Origin of the sequence: Actinoplanes sp. NPDC049681 (assembly GCF_044465265.1) — a bacterium.
Taxonomy (GTDB): Bacteria; Actinomycetota; Actinomycetes; order Mycobacteriales; family Micromonosporaceae; genus Actinoplanes.
This window is the reverse complement of sequence record NZ_JBITLP010000011.1, coordinates 142,608-167,925: the sequence shown is the minus strand read 5'-3', so window position 1 is coordinate 167,925 and position 25,318 is coordinate 142,608. Positions and strand designations below refer to the sequence as shown.

The 25,318-nt window shown below is 72.6% G+C and carries 17 protein-coding genes; 8 read left to right on the top strand and 9 right to left on the bottom strand.

Going from position 1 to position 25,318, the window contains the following annotated elements; all coding sequences use genetic code 11:
• Positions 1-26: 26 nt before the first annotated feature.
• From ACIBO8_RS34885 to ACIBO8_RS34870, 4 genes are all read right to left on the bottom strand, one after another.
• A complete protein-coding gene (locus ACIBO8_RS34885; RefSeq protein WP_396119913.1) occupies positions 27-431 on the bottom strand; it encodes an NUDIX domain-containing protein in 405 nt (134 codons plus the stop codon).
• A 160-nt stretch (positions 432-591) separates the two neighbouring features.
• Positions 592-1,041 carry a (2Fe-2S)-binding protein gene (locus tag ACIBO8_RS34880; protein WP_396119754.1) on the bottom strand — a complete coding sequence of 150 codons (450 nt, stop codon included), beginning with the start codon at positions 1,039-1,041 and terminating at the stop codon, positions 592-594.
• Positions 1,042-1,053: 12 nt separating this feature from the next.
• Positions 1,054-3,069, bottom strand: a complete 2,016-nt coding sequence (locus ACIBO8_RS34875; protein ID WP_396119752.1) for a molybdopterin cofactor-binding domain-containing protein — start codon at positions 3,067-3,069, stop codon at positions 1,054-1,056.
• A 59-nt stretch (positions 3,070-3,128) separates the two neighbouring features.
• Entirely contained in the window at positions 3,129-5,357 is a 2,229-nt protein-coding gene (locus ACIBO8_RS34870; RefSeq protein WP_396119750.1) for an EAL domain-containing protein, read from the bottom strand.
• Between the two features lie 135 nt (positions 5,358-5,492).
• Between ACIBO8_RS34870 and ACIBO8_RS34865 the strand changes: the two genes are divergently transcribed.
• Positions 5,493-6,434 (top strand): hypothetical protein, encoded by a 942-nt coding sequence (locus tag ACIBO8_RS34865; RefSeq protein ID WP_396119749.1) that lies wholly within the window; start codon positions 5,493-5,495, stop codon positions 6,432-6,434.
• On the opposite strand, the gene ACIBO8_RS34860 is transcribed toward ACIBO8_RS34865, so the two are convergent.
• The 3 genes from ACIBO8_RS34860 to ACIBO8_RS34850 all read right to left on the bottom strand — a co-directional run bounded on the left by ACIBO8_RS34860 (position 6,431) and on the right by ACIBO8_RS34850 (position 11,474).
• The gene (locus tag ACIBO8_RS34860; RefSeq protein ID WP_396119748.1) at positions 6,431-8,053 is read right to left on the bottom strand and encodes an isovaleryl-CoA dehydrogenase; all 1,623 of its coding nucleotides are present in this window, start codon (positions 8,051-8,053) and stop codon (positions 6,431-6,433) included. The two genes, ACIBO8_RS34865 and ACIBO8_RS34860, sit on opposite strands and share 4 nt — an antisense overlap.
• Positions 8,050-10,749 carry an Ig-like domain-containing protein gene (locus tag ACIBO8_RS34855; RefSeq protein WP_396119747.1) on the bottom strand — a complete coding sequence of 900 codons (2,700 nt, stop codon included), beginning with the start codon at positions 10,747-10,749 and terminating at the stop codon, positions 8,050-8,052. Before ACIBO8_RS34855 ends, ACIBO8_RS34860 begins: the two co-directional genes overlap by 4 nt.
• A gap of 140 nt (positions 10,750-10,889) precedes the next feature.
• A complete protein-coding gene (locus ACIBO8_RS34850; protein ID WP_396119746.1) occupies positions 10,890-11,474 on the bottom strand; it encodes an NAD(P)H-dependent oxidoreductase in 585 nt (194 codons plus the stop codon).
• Positions 11,475-11,540: 66 nt separating this feature from the next.
• On the opposite strand from ACIBO8_RS34850, the gene ACIBO8_RS34845 reads away from it, so the two are divergent.
• Both ACIBO8_RS34845 and ACIBO8_RS34840 read left to right on the top strand, forming a co-directional pair.
• Positions 11,541-13,268, top strand: coding sequence for a dynamin family protein (locus tag ACIBO8_RS34845; RefSeq protein WP_396119745.1), 1,728 nt, complete (start codon positions 11,541-11,543; stop codon positions 13,266-13,268).
• Positions 13,265-14,695 carry a dynamin family protein gene (locus ACIBO8_RS34840; RefSeq protein ID WP_396119743.1) on the top strand — a complete coding sequence of 477 codons (1,431 nt, stop codon included), beginning with the start codon at positions 13,265-13,267 and terminating at the stop codon, positions 14,693-14,695. The genes ACIBO8_RS34845 and ACIBO8_RS34840 overlap by 4 nt, the downstream gene beginning before the upstream one ends.
• Here ACIBO8_RS34840 and ACIBO8_RS34835 read toward each other — a convergent pair.
• Positions 14,677-17,250, bottom strand: a complete 2,574-nt coding sequence (locus tag ACIBO8_RS34835; RefSeq protein WP_396119742.1) for an Hsp70 family protein — start codon at positions 17,248-17,250, stop codon at positions 14,677-14,679. The genes ACIBO8_RS34840 and ACIBO8_RS34835 overlap by 19 nt on opposite strands.
• Before the next feature lie 177 nt (positions 17,251-17,427).
• Here ACIBO8_RS34835 and ACIBO8_RS34830 point away from each other — a divergent pair, with 177 nt between their 5' ends.
• The 3 genes from ACIBO8_RS34830 to ACIBO8_RS34820 all read left to right on the top strand — a co-directional run bounded on the left by ACIBO8_RS34830 (position 17,428) and on the right by ACIBO8_RS34820 (position 20,738).
• A complete protein-coding gene (locus ACIBO8_RS34830) occupies positions 17,428-19,638 on the top strand; it encodes a glycoside hydrolase family 9 protein (protein ID WP_396119740.1) in 2,211 nt (736 codons plus the stop codon).
• A gap of 214 nt (positions 19,639-19,852) precedes the next feature.
• Positions 19,853-20,245, top strand: coding sequence for a hypothetical protein (locus ACIBO8_RS34825; RefSeq protein ID WP_396119739.1), 393 nt, complete (start codon positions 19,853-19,855; stop codon positions 20,243-20,245).
• 124 nt (positions 20,246-20,369) lie between these two features.
• Complete coding sequence (locus ACIBO8_RS34820) at positions 20,370-20,738, top strand: hypothetical protein (RefSeq protein WP_396119737.1); 369 nt, start codon at positions 20,370-20,372, stop codon at positions 20,736-20,738.
• 7 nt (positions 20,739-20,745) lie between these two features.
• On the opposite strand, the gene ACIBO8_RS34815 is transcribed toward ACIBO8_RS34820, so the two are convergent.
• Positions 20,746-22,200 (bottom strand): helix-turn-helix domain-containing protein, encoded by a 1,455-nt coding sequence (locus ACIBO8_RS34815; protein ID WP_396119736.1) that lies wholly within the window; start codon positions 22,198-22,200, stop codon positions 20,746-20,748.
• Positions 22,201-22,334: 134 nt separating this feature from the next.
• On the opposite strand from ACIBO8_RS34815, the gene aceA reads away from it, so the two are divergent.
• Both aceA and aceB read left to right on the top strand, forming a co-directional pair.
• Complete coding sequence (aceA, locus tag ACIBO8_RS34810; RefSeq protein ID WP_396119912.1) at positions 22,335-23,612, top strand: isocitrate lyase; 1,278 nt, start codon at positions 22,335-22,337, stop codon at positions 23,610-23,612.
• Complete coding sequence (gene aceB, locus ACIBO8_RS34805; protein ID WP_396119735.1) at positions 23,612-25,228, top strand: malate synthase A; 1,617 nt, start codon at positions 23,612-23,614, stop codon at positions 25,226-25,228. Before aceA ends, aceB begins: the two co-directional genes overlap by 1 nt.
• The last annotated feature ends 90 nt before the right edge of the window (positions 25,229-25,318 follow it).

Below are 25,318 nucleotides of genomic sequence, written 5' to 3'. Positions count from 1 at the left end.
TCGGGCAGCCTGCCTTCGGGCAGACCTCAGCGGCCGCCGATGAGCGGGACGGGATCACCCGCGGTCCCGTCGAGGACATCAGCGAGCAGCCCGCCGAGGCCGGGCGGCAGGAATGTTTCTTCCCGTTCCCTCGCGACGATCTCGTGGTGCCGAAACCAGCGCCAGCCCCTGATCGTCGCGGTTTCGTACGGTTCGTGGCCGGCGAAGCTGACCGGCGGCGGCGAGGTGATGCGGCCCAGGAAGAAGCGTGCTTCCACCAGCTGGAGCTCCCCGGAAGGGTCGGTGATCAGCTTCTCCTGGGTCCACACGCACCGACCGATGGTGGCGCCCGTCAGCCCGGTCTCCTCGACGACTTCCCGGTGGGCCGCCTGCTCGAAGGTTTCACCCGGCCGCACGCCACCGCCGGCGAGCAGCCAGAAGTCAGGAGGAATGGGGTTCGGCCCCGGGCCGCCGCGGGGTCGTGGATCTTCAGCATGAGGAGACGGTCCGCATCGTCGAGCAGGACTACGCGGGCGCAGGGTCTGGTCTTGATCTGTTGCGGCACGGACGGACCCTTGGGGGAACGACGTCGATGCCTCCAGGCGTTTTCGCCTATCCGGCCGCCTTCTTGATGGCCTGGCGAACCCGGTGATAGGTGCCGCAGCGGCAGACGTTCTCGATCTTGTCGATGTCGGCGTCGGTGGGGTGGGGGGTGCGGTCGAGGAGGGCTACCGCTGCCATGATCTGGCCCGGCTGGCAGAAGCCGCATTGGGCCACGTCGCAGTCGAGCCAGGCCTGCTGGACCGGGTGGAGGCGGTCGCCGTCGGTCAGGCCTTCGATGGTGGTCACGCGGCGGCCGGCGCAGTCGGCGACCGGTACCACGCAGGGTTGGATCTCCGCGCCGTCGAGGTGGCTGGTGCAGGCTCGGCAGGCGCCGATGCCGCAGCCGTACTTCGGGCCGGTGACACCGAGGAGGTCGCGCAGCGCCCACAGCAGCGGCATGTCGGCCGGGGCGTCGACGGTGACCGGCTTGCCGTTGAGCGTGAAGGTGTACTGCGGCATCGGGCGGGCTCCTCAGCTGACGATGCTGGTGATGAGCGGGAAGCGGCGGGGTTTGGTGCCGGTGGCCCGGGCGTACGCGTTGGCGACGGCGCCCGCTGTAGCCGGGACGCCGAGTTCGCCGGCTCCGCCGGGGGCGCGCTCGGACGGCATGATGTGGATCTTCAGCTCGAGGGGGCTCTGGCGCTGGCGGGCGTAGCGGAAATCGGCGAAGGTACTTTCCCGGACCGCTCCGTGGTCGATGTGCAGGCCGGCGTACAGGATGGTGGAGATGCCGTCCATCGCGGCGCCCATCAGCTGGGCTTCCAGGCCGCGCGGGTTGATGACCGTGCCCACGTCGACCGCCATCACCATCGCGGTCACGCGGGGGTTGCGGGCGTCGGTGGCGTCGATCTCCGCGAGGCAGGCGAGGAAGGAGCCGTACTCCTCGTGGACGGCGACGCCCTGGCCCCAGTGTGCCGGCAGGCGGCGGCCCCAGCGGCCGGCGGTGACCTTGTCGAGGACGGCCTTGGCGGCGGCGCTGTGGAGGGTCGTGCGCCGGAACGCGACCTCGTCCTTGTGGAGGGAGCGGGCGACCTCGTCGAGGATGATCTCCTCGGCCGCCCGGGAGGTCCCGGAGTCCACCGAGCGCCAGGCGCCCATGGGGATCGGCAGGTCGAGGCCACGGCCGGGGCCCTCATTGACCGAGGTCGCGTCGTGGTCCAGCCGGGCGATGCGCCCGTCCTTGACGCTGGCCCGGACCCGGCGGTACGCGACCGGGCGCATCCGGCCGTGCCGGGTGTCGTCGGCGCGGCTCCACATCAGCTTGACCGGGCGCCGGGCCGCCTTCGAGATGAGCGCCGCCTCGATCGCGGCGTCGTAGTTGAGGCGGCGTCCGAACGAGCCGCCGCCCCGGACGACGTGGACACGGACCGCCCGGGCGGGCAGCCGGACCGCTTCGGCGATGCTCTGCGCGGCCTCGACCGGCGTCTGGGACGAGAACCAGACCTCCGCCCGGTCGGCGCGGACGTCCGCCACCGCGGTGAGGACCTCCATCGGGGCGTGGCTGACGAAGGCGAACTCGAACTCGCCCTGGACCTGGCTGGAACCGCGCGGCGGGGCGCTGGGCGGGGGAAGGGCGGCGCGGAGCCGGGAGCGGATGCCGGCGTCGGACAGCGTCGCGATCGGTCCCGGCGACCACTTGATCTTCAGGGCGTCGCGCGCCTGGAACGCGTGGTGGAAGGTCTCCGCGATCACCGCGACGCCGCTGGGGATGCGGACGATCGCCAGCACGCCCGGCATGGCGCGGGCGCGGGCGTCGTCGACCGAGATGATCGTGCCGCCGAGCTTGGGGGAGCGGGCCACCACGGCGGGCTTGGCGCCGGCCACGGAGAGGTCTCCGGCGTACGTCGCCTTGCCGGTCACGAGGTCGCGGGCGTCGATGCGGGTCGCGGGCCGCCCGATCGTGCGGTGTCGGGAGGCCGGCTTCGGCGTGGCGGGAACGTCCGGGTGGGTGATGACGCTCGCGGCGGCGGTCAGCGAGCCGAAGGTCGCCGTACGGCCGTCCGGCGCGACCACCATCGTGTCCTTGGTCTTCAACGTGCTCGCCGCCAGGTGCCAGCGCCGGGCTGCCGCGGTCACGAGCCGGGCGCGGGCGGTGGCGGCCAGGTGACGGGCGGGGTCGTACAGGGAGCTGACGGAGCTCGAGCCGCCGGTGAACTGGTTGCCGCCGTCGGTGCGGGCGTCGGCCAGCGGGATGTCCACATCGGCGAGCCGGGCGTCCAGCTCTTCGGCGATCATCATGGCCACCGCCGTGGTGATGCCCTGGCCGACCTCGGCGCGCGGCAGCTTCACCCGTACCGTGTTGGCCGGGGTGACCTCCAGGACCAGTTTCTCCTCGTCGGCGCCGACGGCGACCACGTCGGAGCGCCGCGTCCCCGCCGGCGGGGGCGGCGCCGACGAGGCCTCAGCCAGCCGCCGGATGCCCAGGGGGGCGACCAGGGTCAGGGTTGATGCCGACAGGGCATAGACGACGACCTTCCGGCGATCCATGCAGGAGAGGATGCCGCTGCGGACGTGAGGCTCGTGTGAGGTGGGAGATCACCGATGTCTCAGTGCCGGGCCACCAGGCCGGGCAGCGGGAACGGCGGTTCGGCGACGGGCCGGCCGAAGTGGTAGCCCTGTGCCAGCTCGTACCCGAGCCGCTGCAGCTCCGCTGCCTGCTCGGCGGTCTCCACGCCCTCGGCCACGGCGGTCAGTCCCAGCCCGGCGCTCACCTGGATGAGCGCGGTGGCGATGACGGAGGGGCGCCCGGCCGTCGTGATGCCGTCGATGAAGGACTTGTCCACCTTGAGCACGTCCACGGGAACGGTCTGCAGCAGACCCAGCGACGAGTGGCCGGTGCCGAAGTCGTCCAGGGCGATGTGGATCCCCAGGTCGTGCAGGTCCTGCACGGCCTGCACCGCCTGGCCGCCGCCGAACACGGCGGTCTCCGTGACCTCGACGGTCAGCATGCCGGCGCTCATCCCGGTCTCCTCGAGCACCGCCGCCACCAGGTCGGCGAAGCCGGGCTCGGCGAGCTGGCGGGCGGAGACGTTGACGCTCATCCGTTCCGGCGCGAGGTCGCCGTACTCGGCGCGCCATTCGACCGCCTGGGTGCAGGCGGTGCGCAGGATCCACTCACCGAGCTCGACGATCAGGCCGTTGCGCTCGGCGGCGGGGATGAACCGGTCGGGCGGGATCAGGCCGCGTTCCGGGTGGTCCCAGCGCACGAGCGCCTCGACCGCGACCGTACGCCCGGACGACAGCGCCACGATCGGCTGGTAGACCACGCGGAACTGGCCCGTGTCCAGCGCCGTGCGCAGCTCCGCGCCGACCCGCGCCTGCTCGTCGGACTGCTCGTCGAGCTCCGCGGCGTAGCGGCGGGGCCGGTCGGCGGCCTTCTTGGCGGCGTACATGGCGACGTCGGCGCGGCGCAGCACCTCGTACGGGTCGTCGGTGCCGTAGCCGTCGGTGACCCCGATGCTGGCACCGACGAGCAGTTCGTGCTCGCCGGTGGTGACCGGGGCGCGCAGCGTGTCCGCCAGCCGGGCCACGATCCGGTCCGCCTCGGCGTTCGTCGCGCCGGGCATGAGCAGGGCGAACTCGTCGCCGCCCATGCGCGCCACCAGCACCTCGGAACGCAGTGCGGTCCGTAGCCGCTGGGCGATCACGATCAGGAGGTGGTCGCCGACGCCGTGCCCCAGCCGGTCGTTGACGCCCTTGAAGTCGTCGAGGTCGAGCAGGGCCACCTGGACCCGGCCGGCGGCCAGCGCGGTGCGCAGGCCGTGCTCGAAGCGGCGCCGGTTCGCCAGGCCGGTGAGGTCGTCCGCCATGGCGAGGTCCTCGAGCAGGTCGGCCTGGTGCTGCACCTGGCCGACGAATCCGGACATCCGGACCACGACCAGCAGGAAGAGGACGACGGCGCCGCCGGCGATGGCCAGCCGGTCGACGGGGTCGGCCCCGATGCCGGGCAGGAAGAGCAGGCCGGGCGCGAGCAGCGAGCAGACCGCCAGCAGCACCAGCCGGGACCGGCCCACCCGGGCGCCGCGGACCTGCTCCGGCGCCGTGCCGGCGGTACGCATGGACGGGTGCAGCGCCGAGGCGCCCCAGCACACGTACGACAGCAGCCAGGCGGCGTCGAGAATCCCCTCGTCGGCGTCCGAGTACAGCTCGATGAGCGAGTACGTGACGTCGCCGATCAGGAGCAGGAGGGCGGCGGCACCGAGCAGGCGGACGCTCTGGGAGCGGGTGCCCACGCCGGTGTAGAAGCGGGCGAGCATGGCCAGCAGCAGTGCGTCGGCGGCCGGGTAGGCGACGCCGACGATGCGCTCGAACGTCGACGCGGTCGAGTCGGCGGCGATGGGATGCATCACGAAGACCCAGAAGACCAGGCCCAGCCCGATCGCGACGATGGCGGCGTCGACCAGGGCCGCGAAGTCGCGAGCCGCGTCCGAGCGCCCGCGCATCAGCAGGACGAGCCCGGCGACGAGCATCGGGTACGCGCTGAGATAGAAGTAGTCGGCGGGTGACGGATAGGGCTCCACGTCCAGGACGTACCGGTAGTACTCCCACACCAGGTCGCCTACGACCCACGTGAACTGGCCCGCGGCGAACAGGTACCACATCGCCGGCCGGCGGGCCCGGTGCAGCCGCACACCGGCCACGATCAGGACGGTGGCGGTCAGGCCGATGGCGTCGTACCCGAGGTTGGACGCCAGACCGTCGGACGGCAGCAGGAAGTAGGCGGCCGTGGCGAGCGATCCCGCCGCGAGCCACCACCACCAGTACCGATCCCGCACCACGTTCTGCCATCGGCCGCGGCGCCGCTGAGCTGAGTGCTGTACCGGTTCACGAGACGCGTGTCACCGGGCGGCCGGCCCGGACCGGCCCCTAGGATGCACGGATTGATATACATCAATCATTGGAGGGTGTTCATGAGGGCTCGTGTCCGGTCGATGCTGGCGACGGTCATCGTCGCAGGCGCGCTGATCGTGGCAGCGGCACCCGCGGAGGCCGCCGCGGCTCCCGACCCGATGAGCGGGCTGGTCACGCACCGTTCCGCGCGGGCGGGCGCGGCGACGGACTGGGCCTCGCTCGGCGGCACCGCGATCTCCCAGCCGGCCGTGGCCTCCGACGGCGCCGGCCGGCTGGACGTCTTCATCGCGGGGGCGGACCACGCGCTGTGGCACAAAGCGCGCACCGCCGGGGCCTGGTCGACCTGGGAGTCGCTGGGCGGCACCCTGACCTCGGCTCCGGCCGCGGTGTCCTGGGGCCCGGGGCGCATCGACGTGGTCGCCCGCGGCTCGGCCGACGACGTGATCCACCTGGCCTACGCGGACGGCGCGTGGTCACGCTGGGAGTCGCTCGGCGGCACGCTCATCTCCGCGCCCGCCATCGCCTCGCGCGGCCCGGGCAGCCTCGACCTCGTCGCGGTCGGCACCGACCGCGAGATCTACGTCAGATCGCTGTCGGCCACCTGGTCCGGATGGACCTCCCTGGGCGGGTACGCGGCGTCGCTGCCGTCGGCCGTCTCCTGGGGCCCCGGCCGCGTCGACGTCGTGGTGGCCGGCACGGACGACGCGGTGTGGCAGAAGACGTACGCGTCCGGCGCCTGGTCGAGCCGCTGGGTGTCCCGAGGTGGCGACGTGGCGTCGGCCCCGGCGATCGCCTCCACCGGGACCGGCCGGCTGGACCTCTTCGCCGCGGGCAACGACGGTGCGCTCTGGCGCAAGTCGTACGACGGCACCTGGTCCGGCTGGTCGTCGGCGGGCGGCCGGCTGAACTCCGGTCCCGCGGCGGCCGGGTCGGCCACCGGCGTCGACGTCGCGGTGATCGGCAACGACGACGCCGTCTGGCACCGTACGCTCGCGCCCTAGCCGGGCATCGCGCGCGTCAGCAGGGCGGCGGTGTCGACGCCGGCGGGGAGGGTGCCGAAGGTGTGACCCCAGTCGCCGCCGAGCCGGCTCGCGCAGAACGCGTCGGCCACCGCGGCCGGGGCGTGCCGCACCAGCAGCGACCCTTGCAGCACCAGCGCCATCCGCTCCACGACGCGCCGGGCCTGCGACTCCAGGTCGTCGCCGCCCAGCATCGCCGTCAGGCCGGCCGCCGCCTCGTCGAGGCGCCGGTCGGCCCCGGCCGCCGCGGCGATCTCGGCGCGGAACGCCTCCAGGCTGCCCGGCTCGCGACGCAGCGCCCGCAGCACGTCCAGGGCCTGCACGTTGCCCGAACCCTCCCAGATCGAGTTCAGCGGCGCGTCGCGGTAGAGCCGCGGCAGGCCCGACTCCTCGACGTAGCCGTTGCCGCCGAGGCACTCCAGCGCCTCACCCACCACGGCGGGCTGGCGCTTGCAGACCCAGAACTTGCCGACCGCCACCGCCAGGCGGCCGAACGCACGCTCGCCCGCGTCACCGCGTACCCCTCGATCGACGGCCCCGGCCAGCCGCAGAGCCAGCGCCGTCGCCGCCTCCGTCTCCACCGCCAGGTCCGCGCAGACGTTGCGCATCAACGGCTTGCCGATCAGCGGGCCGCCGAAGGCGGAGCGGTGCCGCACGTGGTGCAGCGCCTGGACCAGTGCCGCCCGCATCCCGGCCGCCGAGCCGACGACGCAGTCGAGCCGGGTCATCGCGACCATGTCGATGATCGTGCGGACCCCCTGGCCCTCCGCGCCGACCAGCCAGGCCACCGTCTCGTCGAACTCGGGCTCGCTGCTGGCGTTGCTGCGGTTGCCGAGCTTGTCCTTGAGCCGCTGGATCCGGAACGTGTTGCGGCTGCCGTCGGGCAGCACCCGGGGCACGAGGAAGCAGGACAGGCCGGCCGGGGCCTGCGCGAGCACGAGGAACAGGTCGCACATCGGCGCGCTGGTGAACCATTTGTGGCCGCGCAGCCGGTAGGTGCCGTCGCCGGCCGGGGTGGCGGTGGTCGAGTTCGCGCGGACGTCCGAGCCGCCCTGCTTCTCGGTCATGCCCATGCCGGCGAGCAGTCCGCGCTTCGCCTGCGGGGTACGCAGCCCCGGGTCGTACGCCCGGCTGGTCAGCAGCGGTTCGTACACGCCCGCGAGCTCGGCGTTGTGGCGCAGGGCCGGCACCACGGCGTACGTCATCGAGATCGGGCAGATGTGGCCGGCCTCGACCTGGCTCCAGACGTACACGCCGGCGGCACGGGCGACGTGCGCCCCCGGCCGCGGATCGCCCCAGGGCGCGCCGGCCAGACCTTCGGCGACCGCCACGTCCATCAGCCGGTGCCACGACGGGTGGAACTCCACCTCGTCGATGCGGTGGCCGTACCGGTCGTGGGTGAGCAGCCGCGGCTCGTGCCGGTTGGCCTCCTCGGCCCAGCGCTGCGGCTCGGTCCCGCCGCCCAGCTTGCCCAGCCGGTGCAGCTCGTCCCCGGCCCACCCGGCGCCCTCCCGGTCGACGGCCTCGAGCAACGCGGCATCGGCGGCGACGTCGTGACCGGCAAGGGGCGGCGGCTGGTTGACGACCTCGTGGGTGCTCATCGGGTGAATGTAGCCGCGCGGGGCCTGAGGAGGGTGATACGGGAGGCACCGAGCTCGGTGACGTAGAGGTTGCCGGTCGCCGGGTCCTCGGTCAGGTCGAGCGGCTGGCTGAAGCCCGTGAAACCGGTGATGCCGGTCGTGCGGTTGCTCAGCACGCCGTTCGCGGCGACGTCGAACGTCTCGATGTCCTGGCCGGACGAGTAGCGGACCACCAGGAGCCTGCCGTCCAGGGCGCCGCCGCGGTACTCGATCGCGCCGTCCGCCGAGGCGTGCAGGCCGGCGTCGTACGTTCCCGTCAGGTCGTAGTTCGGGTCGGCCCCGGTCCCGGCCGGATAGGCGGCCACCTCGAACGGGTCCGCCGCGGTGGTCGGGTTGCCGCCGGCCAGCACCCACTCGCAGCGCAGCGGGTTGGGGTGGCCGTAGTAGCGGCCCCGCTTCACGTCGAAGACGTAGTCCGTCTCGGCGGTGGGGACCGAGGTCAGCGCGGGCACGGCCGGGCCGGTGTAGCCGCGGCGGGCGCACGACGACGGCAGCGGGGACGGGGTCGCGGGGGTGTTGCCGCCCGCCGCCGAGCCGTTGGTGGGGGCGTACAGGTGGCCGTTGCGGTGCCAGACCAGGTCGTACGCGTTGCGCACCCCGGAGGCGTAGATCGTCAGCGGGGCGGCGGCGGCGTACGGGTCGTAGCTCCCGCCGTCGGCCGTCTTCACGTCGAGCGGGCCGGTGCCCAGCCGGGTGGTGTCCAGCCGCAGGACCGCCGCGCTCAGCAGCTGCTCCGGGCGGTTGCCCCAGGTGGAGTCCGCGGCGCCCATGGCGTTGTTCGCGCCCTGAGAGACGTACAGCGCGCCGTCCGGGCCGAATGCCAGCGAGTTCGTCTCGTGGTCCTTCACCGAGCGGGGCAGGTTGACCACCTTCGGCGTGTACGTCCCCAGATCCGTCCCGCTGAGCCGGCCGATGCGCCCCGACCACTCGGGGACGTTCAGCGGGCCCACGTATTCGTAGTTGTCCGTCACCCACAGGCCGCCCGCCGGGTCGAACGCCATGCCGATGATCGTGCGGTCCGGTGCGCCCGGCAATCCCAGCGCCGCCGCGTTGTCCCGGACGGCGGTGATGACCGTGGCGGCGCCCAGCGTGCCGTCGGCGTTGATCGGGAAGCGCAGGATGCGGCCGTCGAGCGTGCCCGCGTACAGGCGCCCGTCGGGGCCGGTGACCACCGTCGTGAAGGACGCGCCGGTCGCGACGCCGACCACCTTGTCGAAGGCGGCCGGGCCGCCGGGCCCGCCGCCGGTGCCGGTGGTGAAGACGATCGAGTACGGCTGGAACGCCCGCCCGCTCACGTCGCGCACCCCGGAGGTCAGGCTGAACCGGTATGCCGTCGACGGCGCGAGCGGCGCGGTGGGGGAGAGGTTGACGACGTCCCCGCCGCCGCTGGTGATGACGGTGGCGGGCACCGGGGAACCGTCGCCGACCCGGGTGAGCGTCACGGTGGCGCTGGTCAGGGTGGCCTGGTCGACGCCGCCGTTCGGCAGGATCAGGTCCTCGACGACGCTGGTCGTCGGCGCGACGCCGGTGGCGCCGTTCGCCGGCGTGCTGGTCCGCACGGCCGGGATCGTGCCGGCGGCGGGGACGCCGGCGATGTCCACGTAGTCCAGCTTCGTGTTGGTCCCGCCGGCCGCGCTCAAGGTGAGCCGGCCGTCCGTGACGGTGACCGTACGGGTGACCGTGGCGTGCTTGGTCGTGGCCGTCGCGACGAACGCCGCCACGCCGTTCTGATCCTCGATGCTCAGCCAGTGCGAGCTGTCCACGGCGGTACCCGCATCACCGACCGCCGCCGTGACCGTGTACGCCCCCGCCGGCACCGCGACCTCCCACGACCCCGGGGTCGTCACGCCGGCCGAGCCCGCCGGCAGCTGCATGTGCATCAGCGTCGCGAGGCGTACGTCGGGCTGGCCGGCCGCCGGGTTGCGGTTGCGCCCGTTGCCGGTGAGGTCGAGCGGGGTGGTCGTCCCGGCCCTGACCCAGCCGTAGCCGCGGGAGTCGGCGTACGCCCCGCCCGAGTCGCGCACGTAGCCGGCCGGCGGTGCGGTGGCCGCGTCGGAGAAGTTGACCTTCAAGGCGAAGGCGGGCGCGATCTCGATGTAGTTGAGCTTGGTGTTGCTGCCGCCGATCGCGTCCACGGTGAGGCGGCCGTCGGTCACCGCCACGGTCACCGTCGCCGTACGGTATTCGGCCGCCGCCGTCGACACGAAACCGGAGATCGCCGCCACGCCCTCCACCCGCACGGTGTGCGAGCTGTCGTACGCGGGCTGATCACCCACCGACACGGTCACCTGATACGAGCCGGCCGGCAGCGCGTATTCCCACGCCCCGGGGGTGGGTACCCCGTTGCTGCCGCCCACGTCGCCGTACTGCATGTGGATGAGCGTGTTGAGCCGGGCGTCGATCCCCGTGCGGGCCCGGTCCCGGGTGTTGCGGCTGAGGTCCAGCGGCGTCGCGGACCCCTGCACCACCCAGCCCGAGCCCCGCCCGGCGTCGTACGCGGCGCCGGTGTCGGCGGTATAGCCGGCCGGCACGGCGGACGACGCCGGCTGGAAATTCACCCGGGCGACGGGCGGGACGGCCGCCCGGGCCGGCCCCGCGACGGCGAACGGCGCGGCGAGCGCGGCCGTGACGACGATCCACAAGCGACGGTTTCCCACCCGTCCATGCCAGCACGGGGGCCGCCGGGCCCGGCTGTCGGAAATCTGCCGCCGGTGTCCGCCCAGCTCAAGGCCGGGTGCGTTTCGTCCGTACCCCGGCGATCAGCGGGAACGGAAGGCTGCGGCGCATCGGGGCAAACCTAGATCGACTGCGCGATCTCCGCCGCCCGGCGCAGGTGCCCGGCGCTGATCTCCGCCCATTGCCCGGCGCCGCCGGCCGAGCCGCCGAACACGACGAACTCGCTGGACCGGGCACGCTCCCCGATGCGGTCGGTGAGCATGGTGGTCCTCATCGCCTGATAGCAGCCGGACGCCTCGAGCTCAGCGACGCTGTAACCGGCGGTGCACAGCACCAGTGCCTTGCGCGCCACGCGGACGCGTACGGGCTTGTACGCGAATCCCACCGTCCAGACCCGGTCGAACCAGCCCTTGAGCCGGGCCGGGCAGTCCGCCCACCAGACCGGGTAGACGAACGCCCACACGTCGGCCGCCTCGAGCCTGGCGTGTTCGGCCGCCACGTCGTCCGGAACGTCCGCGCCGGAACGGTGGCCGGACTCCCGTTCGTACTCCTCGACGGAGAGCTCCGAGCGGAACCCCATCGCATAGAGATCCGACACCGTACGCGTGTGCCCGGCATCGTCGAGCCCGCCCGTGAAGGCGTCGAGAACCTCACGCGTGAAGCTGCGGTCGCTCGGATGCGCATAGACGACATGGACCTGAGTCACGCGCCCATCCTTGCGTACCCGTACGCTTTGACCTCGTGGCCCGCGTCGAGGAAGGGTGAGAAACGGTTGCCCAGGGACCTGCCGGCAGAGCTGGAGGCGGCCCGCCGCCTGGCCGCCGGCAACGACCGGCCCGATCTCGCCGAACGGCTGCACCGGGCCGCCGCGCGCCTCGGCGCGGGCGAGGTCGCCGTCGCGGTGGTCGGCGAGTTCAAGCAGGGCAAAAGCACCCTGGTCAACGCGCTGCTGCGCACCGACGTCTGCCCGGTCGACGCCGACGTGGTCACCGCGGTGCCGACCGTCCTGCGCTACGGCACGCCCGCGGCCGTGCACCTGCGGGTGCCCGGCGACGACGGGGAGATGACCGCGGTCCCGGTGCCGTTCGAGGAGGTACGCCGGCACGTCACCGAGGGCACCCACGGCGTCGAGATCCGCCTGGACCGGCGGCTGCTGGGCACCGGGCTCACCTTCATCGACACGCCCGGCGTCGGCGGCCTCGACTCCGCCCAGGGCAACATGACCCTGGCGTCGCTCGCCACCGCGGCGGCGGCGCTGTTCGTCACCGACGCCGCCCAGGAGCTGACCGCGCCCGAGGTCGACTTCCTGCGCCGGGTGGCGGAACGGTGCCCGGCCGTCGTCTGCGTGGTCACGAAGACGGATCTGCACGCCGAGTGGCGCCGCATCGTCGAGCTCGACGCCGCGCATCTGGCCAAGGCCGGACTCGACGTGCCGATCGTCGCCGTCTCGTCGTTCCTGCGGCTGCGCGCCCAGGCCCGCGACAGCACCGAGCTCAACGCCGAGTCCGGCTTCCCGCGCCTGGTCGAGATGCTGCGCCGCGATGTGCTCGGCGCGGCCCGGGCGGGTGCCGAGGCCGCGGCGCGCGCCGAGCTGGCGTTCGTGGTCGGTCAGCTCCGCGAGGGGGTCGTGGCCGAGCACGCTGCCGCGGCGGCGCCCACCGCCGCATCCGATCTCTCCCAGCGGTACGCCGAGAAGCAGCGCCGGACCCAGGCGGCCGGCTCCTGGCAGACGGTGCTGGGCGATGGCATCCAGGACCTGACCGCCGACGTCGACCACGACCTGCGCGAGCGGCTGCGCAGGCTGCTGCGCGACGGCGAGGACCTGATCGACACGTCGGACCCGAAGGACACCTGGACCGACTTCCAGGCCTGGGCCGCCCGGGAGGCCGCCTCGGCCGCCGCGGACAACCTGATGCTCCTGGTGACCCGCAGCGAGCAGCTCGCCCGCGAGGTCGCCGAGCGCTTCGACCTCGAGGTGGACGCCGCCGGCGCCGACCTGCCCACCCCCGTCCAAGGCCTCGCCAAGGTCGCCGACCTCGACGTCACCTTCCAGCGCTCCGGCATGCAGCAGTTCCTCGGCGCGTTCACCGCGGCGCGGATCACCTACGGCGGCTTCTACCTGCTCGGCGCGGTCGGCGCCCTGTTCAACGTGGCCCTGGCCGCGCCGATCGGCGTGATCGCCGGGCTGACGCTGGGCCGGCGGCTGATGAAGCAGGAACGCGAACGCCAGGTGCTGCAGCGCCGTCAGCAGGCCAAGGCGGCGCTACGGCGCTACGTCGACGACGTGACGTTCCACGTCGGGCGCGACTCGCGGGAGGCGGTCCGGCGGACGCAGCGCTTCCTGCGCGACGAGTTCGCCGCCCGCGCCGCCGAGATGCAGCGCTCCGCCGCGGCCACGGCGGCCGCCGTACGCGAGACCGCCGCCCTGCCCGACGACGCCCGCCAGGCCCGCGCCCGGCAGCTGGCGGCCCTGCGCGCCGAACTGGACCGCCTCTCATGAGCCTGCTCGCCGACGTACGGGGCCTGCTCGACCGGGCCCTCGCCGAGTCGCGGGACCCCGCCGTCCGCACGGCGATCGCGGCCGCCCGCCGGCGGATCGACGAGCCGTTGCGGGTAGCCATCGCGGGCAAGGTCAAGGCGGGCAAGTCCACGCTGCTCAACGCGCTGGTCGGCGAGGGGCTCGCTGCCACGGACGCGGGGGAGTGCACGCGCATCGTGACCTGGTACGCCGACGGGCCGGCGTACTCGGTCACCGCGCACCTGCGTGACGGCACGGCCGAGCCCCGCCCGTTCGAGCGGGTCGCGGGTGCCGTGCGGATCGGCCTGGGCCGGCCGGCCGAGCAGGTCGACCACCTCGAGGTGCGGGTGCCCAGCGCCCGGCTGCGGCAGCACACGCTGATCGACACCCCGGGCATCGCCTCGCTGTCGACCGACGTCTCTCTTCGCACCATGGCGTTCCTGGAGGCCGAGGGGGCGCGGGCCACGCAGACCGACGCGGTCCTCTACCTGTTGCGCCACATGCACGCCAGCGACGTCCGCTTCCTGGAGTCGTTTCACGGCGACGGCGTCAGCGGCGGCAGCCCGGTCAACGCGGTGGGTGTGCTGTCACGCGCCGACGAGATCGGCGGGGCCCGCCTGGACGCGATGGAGTCCGCCGCCCGGGTCGCCGCGCGGTACGCCGCCGACGAACGGCTGCGCCGGCTCTGCCCGGTGGTGGTGCCGGTCGCCGGGCTCCTCGGGGCGGCGGGTGCGACGTTGCGCGAGGACGAGTACCGCACGCTGGCCACGGTCGCGGCCGAGCCGATGGACGCGATCGTCGAGCTGCTGCTCACCGCGGACCGGTTCGCCGCCTCGGCGCCCGCCCGGCGCACGGTGCTGGAACGGTTCGGGCTGTTCGGCGTACGGCTGTCCGTACGGCTGATCCGCGAGCAGAAGGTGCACGACTCGGCGGACCTGGCCCGGGCGCTGACCGCGCACAGCGGCATCGAGCGGCTGCGCGAGGTCTTCGCCGCGCAGTTCGCCGGCCGCAGCGCGGTGTTGAAGGCGCGCTCGGCGCTCGCGGTCCTGGACGAGTACCTGGACCCGGAGTCCGACGCGGCGGCCGAGGCGGAGCGCATCCGGGCCAGCGCGCACGAGTTCGCCGAGCTGCGCCTGCTGCATCTGATCCGCTCCGGCCGGATGCCGGGGCGGCCGGAGCAGCTGGCCGAGATGGACCGGCTGCTCGGCGGGGAGGGCGCGGCGGCGCAGCAGCGGCTCGGGCTGCCCGCGGACGCCGCACCGGAGGCGGTCGTCGCAGCGGCCCGCGAAGCGCTGGCGCGCTGGCAGGCGATGGCGGAGCATCCGCTCTCGGCGCGGGACCTGCGCACCGCGGCCCGGGCGGTGACCCGCAGCTGCGAGGGAATGCTCGCTCAGGACCAGCAGGGGTGACCTTCGCGGGCATCGCCCTTCGTGAGCTCCACCTCGCCGGTGCCGTCGGCCTTCACGATCACGATCCGCGGCTGCTCCAACAGGCCCCGGGTGAAGGCGATCCAGTCGGCGTGCGGCGCCCAGGACGGGTCCATCTCCCGGGGGGCGTCCTCGACGACCGCGCGCGGGTTGCCGCCGTCGGCGTCGACCGCCCAGATGTCGGAGAGCCCCGGGCCGGTGCCGTGGGTGTACGCGATCGTGTCGCCGTCGGGCGACCAGGCCGGGTCGACGCCGGGCCCGGCGTCGCCCTCGGTGATCCGCCGGCCGGGCTCCTGCGGGTCGGCGACCGTCAGCGCGTAGATGTCGCGCCGCCCGTCGCGTTCCACCCAGTAGGCGATCTCCTTGCCGTCCGGTGACCAGGCCGGGTCGTCCTTGGTGTCGCCCGACGAGGTGAGCTGCTTCGGCTCGCCGCCGGCCACCGGCATGACGAACATCTGGGCCCGGCCGCCGACCGGCATCATGAACGCGAGCTTGGTGTCGTCGGCGGACCAGGACGCCCGGCCGCCGGTGACGCCGCCGATGAGCTTCTTGGCACCCTTGCCGTCCCGGTCCATGATCCAGATCTCGTTGGTGCCGTCGTCGAGATTGCGGGTCACGGCGATCCGCTGACGGTTGTGCGACCACTCGGGCAGCGCGTCGCCGCCGGTGTCGGAGATGAGCTTCCGGCCGTCCTTGCCGGGCGTCAGCAGCATGATCTTCGACTTGCGCTCCGGCCGTGCGGCGCCGCCGGTGTCCACCCGGATGAGCATGCCGTCGGTCGGGTACGGCACGGCCGTCGGTGCGGCGGCCTGCCCCTGCGGCTTGTCCTTGTCGTCGCCGCCCCGGTTGAGCACGATGGCGGTCACGGTCCCGGCGGCGATGACGGCAGCGGTCAGCGCACCGGCGAGCAGCAGCTTCCCGGTACGCCGTGACGGCGGCGGCTCGGCGCCGAACCCGCCGGGCGGGTACTGCACCGGCGCGCCGGGGGAGACCGGGGGACCGGGCGGGTGGTGGACCGGCGGGGCGTCGAAGGTCTGGGTACGGGTCACGGGTGCCGACGCGCTCGCCGCGCCGACGGAGGCCGTGCCGCGGGAGAAGGACACGGCCGGCGCCGGCGTGTCCACCATGGTCGCCGCCGGGTTGTCCGCGGCGCGGGTCGCGGGCGGCGCCGGCGCGGCCCCGACGGCCGCCCGCGCGGTCACCGGATCCACCAGCGGCTGTGTCTCGCTCGTCGCCGGCTCCGCGAAGCTGGTCGCGGGTTCCGGGAAGCTCGTCGTCGGCTGCGGGAAGCTGGTCGCCGGCTCGGTCGCGCTCGTCGCCGGCAGGGCCACCACGGTCGTCTGCTCGGCGTCGTCGGCCGTCCCGGCCGCGGCTGTCTTGTCCGCTGCAGTCTCGCCGGCCGCGGCCCTTTTCTGGGCCCCGTCGGGTGAGGCCGGGGTCACCGCCGCGGCGAACGGTGACTCGCCGCCGGTGATGAGGGCCGTCGCGACCGCCGCCCCCATGGCGATGCTGTGCTCGGGGTGCGGGTCCGCGACCACCGGCCGGCCGAACTCCGCCGTGAGCAGCTGGCTGACCAGTGGGATGCGCGAGGAGCCACCGGCCAGCAGCACCGCGTCGAGCTCCTCGGGCGCCACCCGGGCGGTCCGCAGGGCGCGCCGCATCGCGGCGACCGTGTCCTCGAGCGCCGGCGCGATCATCGACTCCAGCTCGGAGCGGTTGAGGCGGACGCGCGTGTGCATCCCGGGCAGAGCCACGGGGATCATCACCTCGGTGTCGAACGAGAGCGCCTCCTTGGCCTCGACGCAGTCGCGCCTCAGCCGGGCGAGGGCCGCCAGCACCTCGGGGTCGTCGGGGTCGAGGCCCTCCGCCGCGTCGCCGAGCGTCTCGAGGACGTGGGCGAAGACCGCCTCGTCGAAGTCGGCGCCGCCGAGCTGTTCGACCCCTTCCGGCTCGCCGAGCAGCAGGAAACCCTCGCCCTCGCGGCGCAGCACCGCCGCGTCGAAGGTGCCGCCGCCGAGGTCGTACACGGCGACGGTCTCGCCCTCGGCGATGCGGCGGGCGGTGGCGTGCTGGAGGGCGGCCGCCTCGGGTTCGGTGCGCAGCAGCGCCGGCCCGGTCTCGGCCATGCGCAGCGCCTGGTCGAGCTGCTCCCGCTTGTACGGCCCCCAGTTGGCCGGATGGGTCACGGTCAGCACGGCGGGCGGGCCGCCCTGCAGCCGTGTGACCGTGTCGAGGACGTGGCGCAGCAGCTTGGCGGTCAGGGCGTGGGCGGAGAACGGCACGCCGCCGGCAAGCACCGGCACCGGGTCGCCCATGCGCCGCTTGAACTCGCGGGCGAGCCGTGCGGGTTCGCTCAGCCCGCGGCGTTCGGCGGCCTCGCCGATGAGCAGGCCGCCGTCGGGTGTCACGAAGATCAGGGACGGGATCTCCGCCCGGCGCCCGCCCAGGCGCACGACGTCGATCCGGCCGTCGACGCGAACGGCGGCCGCCGTCTGGGTCGTGCCGAGGTCGATGCCCAGGCCGTACTGCTCCTCCACAGTTCCCGACCTTATTGCCCGCATGCCATGGGCGGCACCGCCGGACGGCCGGTGTCGGATCCGTGTCACCCGCAACGGCGTAAAAGATCACCACTCGTTAACCCGACGTTGACAGCGCGTGACGCACCCATCAACATATGTCCACTGACCTATGGAAGCGCTCCCAGGAGGCTGTCCGTGCAACGTGCCCTCGGTGCTGCTCTCGCGGCGGCTCTCCTTGTCGTCCCGTCCGTCCCGGCCCACGCCGACGAGGTGGAGCAGGTGGTCAACGGCGGCTTCACCGACGGCACCGACCCGTGGTGGTCGAGCCCGGGAATGCCGATGGCGGTCACGGACGGGCGGGCGTGCGTCACGGTGCCCGGCGGCACGACGAACAAGTGGGACGTCGCCCTCGGCCAGAACGACATCGACCTCGTCGCGGGGGAGACCTACCGCTTTTCGTTCCGGGCCTCCGGCGCGCCCGAGGGGCACGTCGTACGCGCGCTGACCGGGCTCTCCGTCGCGCCGTACGACACGTACTACGAAGCCTCGCCGGCCCTGACCACCGCGGGTGACGCGTACTCGTACACCTTCACCTCGGCGGTGACCACCGACCGGGCGCAGGTGGCGTTCCAGCTCGGCGGCAGCGCCGAGAGCTGGAGTTTCTGCGTGGATGACGTGTCGCTGCTGGGTGGCGTCCCGCCCGAGGTCTACGTGCCGGACACCGGCCCGCGGGTCCGGGTCAACCAGGTCGGTTACCTGCCGACCGGGCCCAAGCGGGCCACCTTGGTCACCGACGCGACCGCCGCGCTGCCGTGGCAGCTGCGGAACGCGGCCGGCCGGGTCGTCGCCCGCGGCGCGACCAGGCCGAGGGGCGTCGACGTCTCGTCCGGCCAGAACGTGCACTCCATCGACTTCAGCGGCTACCGCCGGGCCGGCAGTGGGTTCACCCTGGTCGCCGACGGCGAGACCAGCCGGCCGTTCGATCTCGGCACCGCCGCGTACGACCGGCTGCGCACCGACGCGCTCAAGTTCTTCTACACGCAGCGCAGCGGCATCGAGATCCGCGACGACCTGCGTCCCGGGTACGCCCGCCCGGCGGGCCACGTCGACGTGCCCCCGAACCTCGGCGACGGCAACGTCCCCTGCCAGCCGGGCGTCTGCGACTACCGCCTCGACGTGACCGGCGGCTGGTACGACGCCGGCGACCACGGCAAGTACGTCGTCAACGGCGGCATCTCGACGTGGCAGCTGCTCAGCGAGTACGAGCGCAACGCCCGTACGCACGCCGCGAACCCGGCGCTGGCGATCCCCGAGTCCGGCGACCGCGTCCCGGACATCCTGGACGAGGCGCGTTGGGAGCTGGAGTTCCTGCTCGAGATGCAGGTGCCGGCGGGTCACCCGTACGCGGGCATGGTCCACCACAAGGTCCACGACGCGAGCTGGACCGGCCTGCCGCTGCTGCCGCACCTGGATCCGCAGCAGCGTGAGCTGCATCCGGTCTCGACCGCCGCGACGCTGAACCTGGCCGCGACCGCGGCCCAGGCGGCCCGCCTCTACCGCCGCTACGACCCGGCGTTCGCGAAGCGCGCCCTGGCCGCCGCGCGCACGGCGTTCTCCGCGGCCCAGGCCAACCCGGCGCTCTACGCCCCCGCTTCCGACGGCAACGGTGGTGGCGCCTACGACGACAGCGTCGTGGACGACGACTTCTACTGGGCCGCGGCCGAGCTGTACCTGAGCACGGGGCAGAAGGGTTACGCGGACTTCGTTCTCGCCTCCCCGGTGCACACCGCCGACGTCTTCGGCCCCGGCGGAGCCTTCGACTGGGGCAACACCGCGGCCGCCGGCCGCCTCGACCTCGCCTTGGTGCCCAGCAAGCTGCCCGGGCGCGCCGAGGTCGAGGCGTCGGTGGTACGCGGCGCGCAGAAGTACCTGGCCGTGCAGCAGGCCCACCCGTACGGCGTCGCCTACGCCCCGGGGAACACGAGCTGGGACTGGGGCTCGAACAGCCTGATCCTCAACAACCTGGTCGTGGTGGCGTCCGCGTACGACCTCACCGGCGAGCGCCGGTACCGCGACGCCGTCCTCGAGGGCATGGACTACATCCTGGGCCGTAACGCGCTCAACGTGTCGTACGTGACCGGCTACGGCGAGGTCAGCTCCCGCAACCAGCACAGCCGCTGGTACGCGCACGAGCTGGACCCGGCCCTGCCCCACCCGCCCGCCGGATCGCTGGCCGGCGGCGCCAACTCGTCCATCCAGGACCCGTACGCCCAGGGCAAGCTCACCGGCTGCGTGGCCCAGTTCTGCTACATCGACGACATCCAGTCCTGGTCCACCAACGAGCTGACCATCAACTGGAACTCCGCTCTCGCCTGGGTGTCGGCCTTCGTGGCCGCCCAGCGCTGACGTCACGCCTCCGCGAAAGCCCGGGGAAAACCGTTCGACTGAACAATCGTTAATGGTTTAACAGCTTCTTCTTCATTTCGTGTGAGCTTGCTTGCACCGCGCATCGAAATCGCCGCGTACGGTCATTCCTTGCCGCTGTGGAGAAGACCCTCCCGGGGTAACTGCAAAGAGAGCTGCGGGAAACCCCCGCAGCCGTTTCGGAGGATGTCGAGAAATGCGTAGCGTCGTTCTGGCCGCGACCGTGGCCGCCGCCGCCCTGTTCACCCCCGGTGCCGCTCACGCCGCACCCGGGCAGACCACCGATCTGCTGGGCACCTACAGCTTCGGCCGGGCCGAGGCGATCGCCGCCGGTGGTCAGGCAGCGGGACTCTGGACCGGAGCGCAGGTCCGTTCCGGCTTCGCCGGCGACGACCTGATCGTCACGTACACCCCGCGCACCGCCGCCTACCCGGCCGAGAAGCAGGTCTACACCGCGATGTACAACGAGGTTGCCGACCCTCAGGGCGAATGCAACAAGGTGGGTGCCGACGGGGTGGCCCGGAAGGTGTGGACGACATTCCGCTGCCGCACCGGAATCGCGCCGAACTACACCCTTCTCGTGCGCTGAGCGCACCTTTCGCTCGCCAGACCTTACTGGGGGGATGACCCGGTTCCCGTCGCCGTGCCCCGGCGGCGGGAACCGGGGCGCGAAAAGGGCCTGAGGGACTCGATCCGGTGGTTCAATGCCGGGTGTGGCCATCGGTGACAGGCGGCGCGGGCGTCTCGAGGTGCTGCTGACGCTGGTGGCCGCCGCCGGGCTCGGCGTCATCGCCGGCCTCCCGCTCGGAGATCTTCCGTTCTGGCTGACCGACATCGCGTCGCCGCGGCTCCCGCTGTGCCGCACGATCGCGCACTGTCTCGTCGACGGCGACACCTGGCGAAGGCTGGCAACCCTCGGCGCGGTTTTCCTGCTCCTGCTCGGCTACGGAGCGGTTCTCGTCCTGGCCGGATGCGTCACGGCGATCGTGACCCGGCGCCGAGCGACGATCGTCGGCGCCGCCCTGGTCCTGTGCGGCTGCCTTCTCATCACTTCGGTCCTTCAGAACACCGAGTGGCCGTGATCCGCCGTCAGGACTGGACGCGCCGCTCCAGGAACTCGTAGACGTCCTGCGCGTCCACGCCGGGGAAGGTTCCGGGCGGCAGCGCCGCCAGCAGGTGGGAGTGCACCCTCGCGCTCGGCCAGGCGTGGCCCGCCCACTGCTCCACCAGCGCCGCGGGCGGCCGGCGGCAGCAGTCCGGGTCGGGGCAGCGCGACACCGTACGCCGGGTCGTGTCGCCGCCGCGGAACCAGCGGGCGTGCTCGTACGGCGTGCCGACGGTCACCGAGAACTCGCCGGATCGGGTCGACTCCACGTGCACCGTGCACCAGTACGTACCGCCCACCGTGTCGGTGAACTGGTAAAAGGACGAATACGGGTTGGCACTCTGGAAGACCGTGCGCGACGCCCAGTTGCGGCACACCGGCTGGCCCTCGATCGCGCCGGTCACGTCCGCCGGGAAGCGCACCCCGTCGTTCTCGTACGCCTTGTAGACGGTGCCGCTCTCGTGCACCCGGCAGAAGTGCACCGGGATGCCGAAGTGGTGGGTCGCCAGGTTGGTGAAGCGGTGCGCGGCGGTCTCGTAGGAGACGCCGAACGCGTCGCGGAAGTCGTCGATCGCCAGGGCCCGGTCCGCCTTCGCGTCGCGCAGGAAGTCGACCGCGAACTTCTCCGGCATCAGCAGCGCCGCCGCGAAATAGTTGGCCTCCACCCGCTGACGCAGGAAGTCGCCGTAGTCCGACGGGTCCTCGTGGCCGAGCACGAAGTGGCCGAGGGTCTGCAGGACCACCGCGCGGGGGTCGTGACCCTTGTTGCTCGCCACCTGGGGCAGGTAGATGCGGCGGTTGCGCAGGTCGGTGACCGAGCGGGTCGAGTCCGGCAGGTCCGGCACGTAGTGCAGGGTGAAGCCGAGCTGCGCCGCGATGTCCAGGATGCCGCGCTGCGAGAGCGGGCCGGTCGTGTGCTTGACCGACTGCAGGATCTCGGCCGCCGCCTGCTCGATGTCGGCGAAGTAGTTGTTACGTTCGCGCATCTGCTCGCGCAGCTGCTGGTTGGCCCGCCGCGCCACCTCTGGGGTGGCGCTCTGCTCGGTCAGCACCCGGGTCAGTTCGCGATGCAGGCCGATCAGGGACTCCAGCGCGTCGGCGGGCAGGCGCCTGCCGCCGCGCACCATCGGCAGCCCCAGCGCCTGATAGGCGGGTTCCCGCTGGAAATGGGCGAGCTCGATCTCCAGCCCGGCACGCCGGCTCGGCGCCTCCGGTCGCAACAGGTCCTGCATCGGTACGCCCAGAGCACCCGCGATCGCCTGCAGCACGCTGAGCTTCGGCTCCCGTTTGCCGTTCTCGATGAGGGACAGCTGGGAGGGCGCCCGGCCGACCGCCGAACTGAGCTGGTCGAGGGTCATGTTCTTGGAGCGCCGCAGGTGCCGCAGCCGCTGGCCGAGGGTCACGAGATCGACCGAGCCGTCAGAAGATGAAGCCGTCACGGGTTTTCACGTTAGCAGAAGATTCTCATTTCTTCTCCTCACAAACGGCTTCAAGGGGGGTTGCGCGATGCGCCACAGTCAAGTTCTTCCCGCACGGAGCAGGGCTGGAAAGGAAACTTGAGATGACTGATCAGCTGACCGAAGTCAGGGGCGGTACCGCCGCGGACCTCACTCGGGCGTGGGCCGGCGATCCCCGATGGCTGGGCGTCAAGCGCGACTACACCGCGCAGGACGTCGTCCGCCTTCGTGGCAGCCTCCAGGAACGGCACACCCTCGCCGAGCGCGGCGCCCAGAAGCTCTGGGACCTGCTGCACTCCGAGGACTACATCAACGCGCTCGGCGCCCTCACCGGTGGCCAGGCCGTGCAGATGGTGAAGGCCGGCCTGAAGGCGATCTACCTTTCCGGCTGGCAGGTGGCGGCCGACGCGAACCTCTCCGGCCACACCTACCCGGACCAGAGCCTCTACCCGGCCAACTCGGTGCCGGCCGTGGTGCGCCGGATCAACAACGCGCTGCTGCGCACCGACCAGATCGAGGTGGCCGCCGGCCGCACCGACAAGGACTGGTTCGCGCCGATCGTCGCCGACGCCGAGGCCGGCTTCGGTGGCCCGCTCAACGCGTTCGAGCTGATGAAGGCGATGATCGCCGCCGGTGCCGCGGGCGTGCACTGGGAGGACCAGCTGGCCTCCGAGAAGAAGTGCGGCCACCTGGGCGGCAAGGTGCTGATCCCGACCCAGCAGCACATCCGCACGCTGAACGCGGCCCGCCTCGCGGCCGACGTCGCCGGCGTCCCCACCCTGGTCATCGCCCGCACCGACGCGCTCGCCGCGGACCTGCTGACCGCCGACGTGGACGAGCGCGACAAGCCGTTCCTGACCGGCGAGCGCACCGCCGAGGGCTTCTTCCGGGTTCGCCCGGGCGAGGACTCCGCGATCGCCCGCGGTGTCGCGTACGCCGACTACGCCGACCTGCTCTGGGTCGAGACCGGCAAGCCCGACCTCGAGTTCGCCAAGCGGTTCGCCGAGGCCGTGCACGCCAAGCACCCGGACAAGATGCTGGCGTACAACTGCTCGCCGTCGTTCAACTGGAAGCGCAACCTGGACGACGCGACGATCGGCCGGTTCCAGAAGGAGCTCGGCGCGATGGGCTACAAGTTCCAGTTCGTCACGCTGGCCGGCTTCCACGCCCTGAACCACTCGATGTTCGAGCTGGCGAAGGGCTACTCCGAGACCGGCATGAGCGCGTACGTGAAGCTGCAGGAGGCCGAGTTCGCGGCCGAGGCCGACGGCTACACCGCCACCAAGCACCAGGCCGAGGTCGGCACCGGCTACTTCGACGCCGTCTCGACCGCCCTCAACCCGGAGAGCTCCACGACCGCGCTGTCGGGCTCCACCGAGGCGGAGCAGTTCTGATGGGCGGCGAAGAGGTCACCATCTGCGGCGAGAGCCAAGGCAGGTACGCGGAGATCCTCACCCCCGAAGCGATCGAGTTCGTCGTGGCGCTGGACCGTGAGTTCGGCGCCCGGCGGGTGCAGCTGCTCGAGCGCCGGCGTCGCCGGCGGGCCGTTCGCACGACCGAACTGGACTTCCTGCCCTCGACCGAGGCGATCCGCAAGGACGACTCGTGGACCGTGGCGCCGCCGGCCGAGGACCTGACCGACCGCCGGGTGGAGATCACCGGGCCGCCGGAGCGCAAGATGACCATCAACGCGCTCAACTCCGGCGCCAAGGTCTGGATGGCGGACTTCGAGGACGCCACCGCGCCGACCTGGGAGAACGTCATCCTGGGCCAGCTCAACCTGCGGGACGCGCTGGACGGCACGCTGGACTACACCGCGCCGGACGGCAAGGAATACAAGATCGGGGACAACCTCCCGACCATCATGGTGCGGCCGCGCGGCTGGCACCTGCCCGAGTGCCACCTGCGCATCGGCGGGCGGGCGGTGTCGGCGTCGCTGTTCGACTTCGGCATGTACCTGTTCCACTGCGGACGCAAGCAGCTCGAGCGCGACAGCGGCCCGTACTTCTACCTGCCGAAGCTGGAGAGTCACCTCGAGGCCCGGCTGTGGAACGACGTGTTCGTCTACGCGCAGGAGCTGCTGGGTATCCCGCGCGGCACGATCCGCGCGACGGTGCTGATCGAGACGATCACGGCGGCGTTCGAGATGGAAGAGATCCTGTACGAGCTGCGCGAGCACTCGGCCGGCCTGAACGCGGGCCGGTGGGACTACCTCTTCAGCATGATCAAGAACCGGCCGGACGTGGTGCTGCCCGAGCGCTCGCAGGTGACGATGACGGCACCGTTCATGCGGGCGTACACGGAACTGCTGGTCAAGACCTGCCACAAGCGCGGGGCCCACGCGATCGGCGGCATGGCCGCCGTCGTGCCCAGCCGCGACCCGGTCGCGGCCAAGCGGGCCCTCAACCAGGTCCGGCAGGACAAGCGGCGCGAGGTCGGCGACGGCTTCGACGGCTCCTGGGTGGCGCACCCGGGCCTGGTGGAGACCTGCAAGGAGGTCTTCGACCAGTGGCTCGGCTTCGAGCCGCACCAGATCGTGCGCCGCCGCGACGACGTGAACGTCACCGCGAAGGAGCTGCTGGACGTGCGCGCCACGGCGGTCACGGTCAGCGAGGTGGCACTGCGCAACAACGTCAGCGTCGCCCTGCGGTACGTGGCGGCGTGGCTCGGCGGCCGCGGCGCGGTGGCGCTCGGCGGGCTGATGGAGGACGCGGCGACCGCGGAGATCTGCCGGGCCCAGCTCTGGCAGTGGATCTCCACGGGCACCCCGACCGACTACGGCGTGCCGGTGACGGCCGGGCTCGTGACCCGGATGCTCCGTGAGGAACTGGACGTGCTCGCCGAGACCGGCGCACTCGACGAGGACGCCGCCCGGCGCTTCGGGCAGGCCCGCACCCTGCTCACCGTGTTGCTCACGGAGCGGACCTGCCCGGAGTTCCTCACGTTGCCTGCGTACCTGCGGCACATGACCGGGGACAAGCCTGCTCCGGCGGAGGCACTGTCCGCCTGAGCAGCGGGAACGGTACGGCCCGGCGGCGATGCGCTGCCGGGCCGTGACCGTTTGCGGCCCGGGCGTGCCCGGGTTGTCATCCCGCGAAAA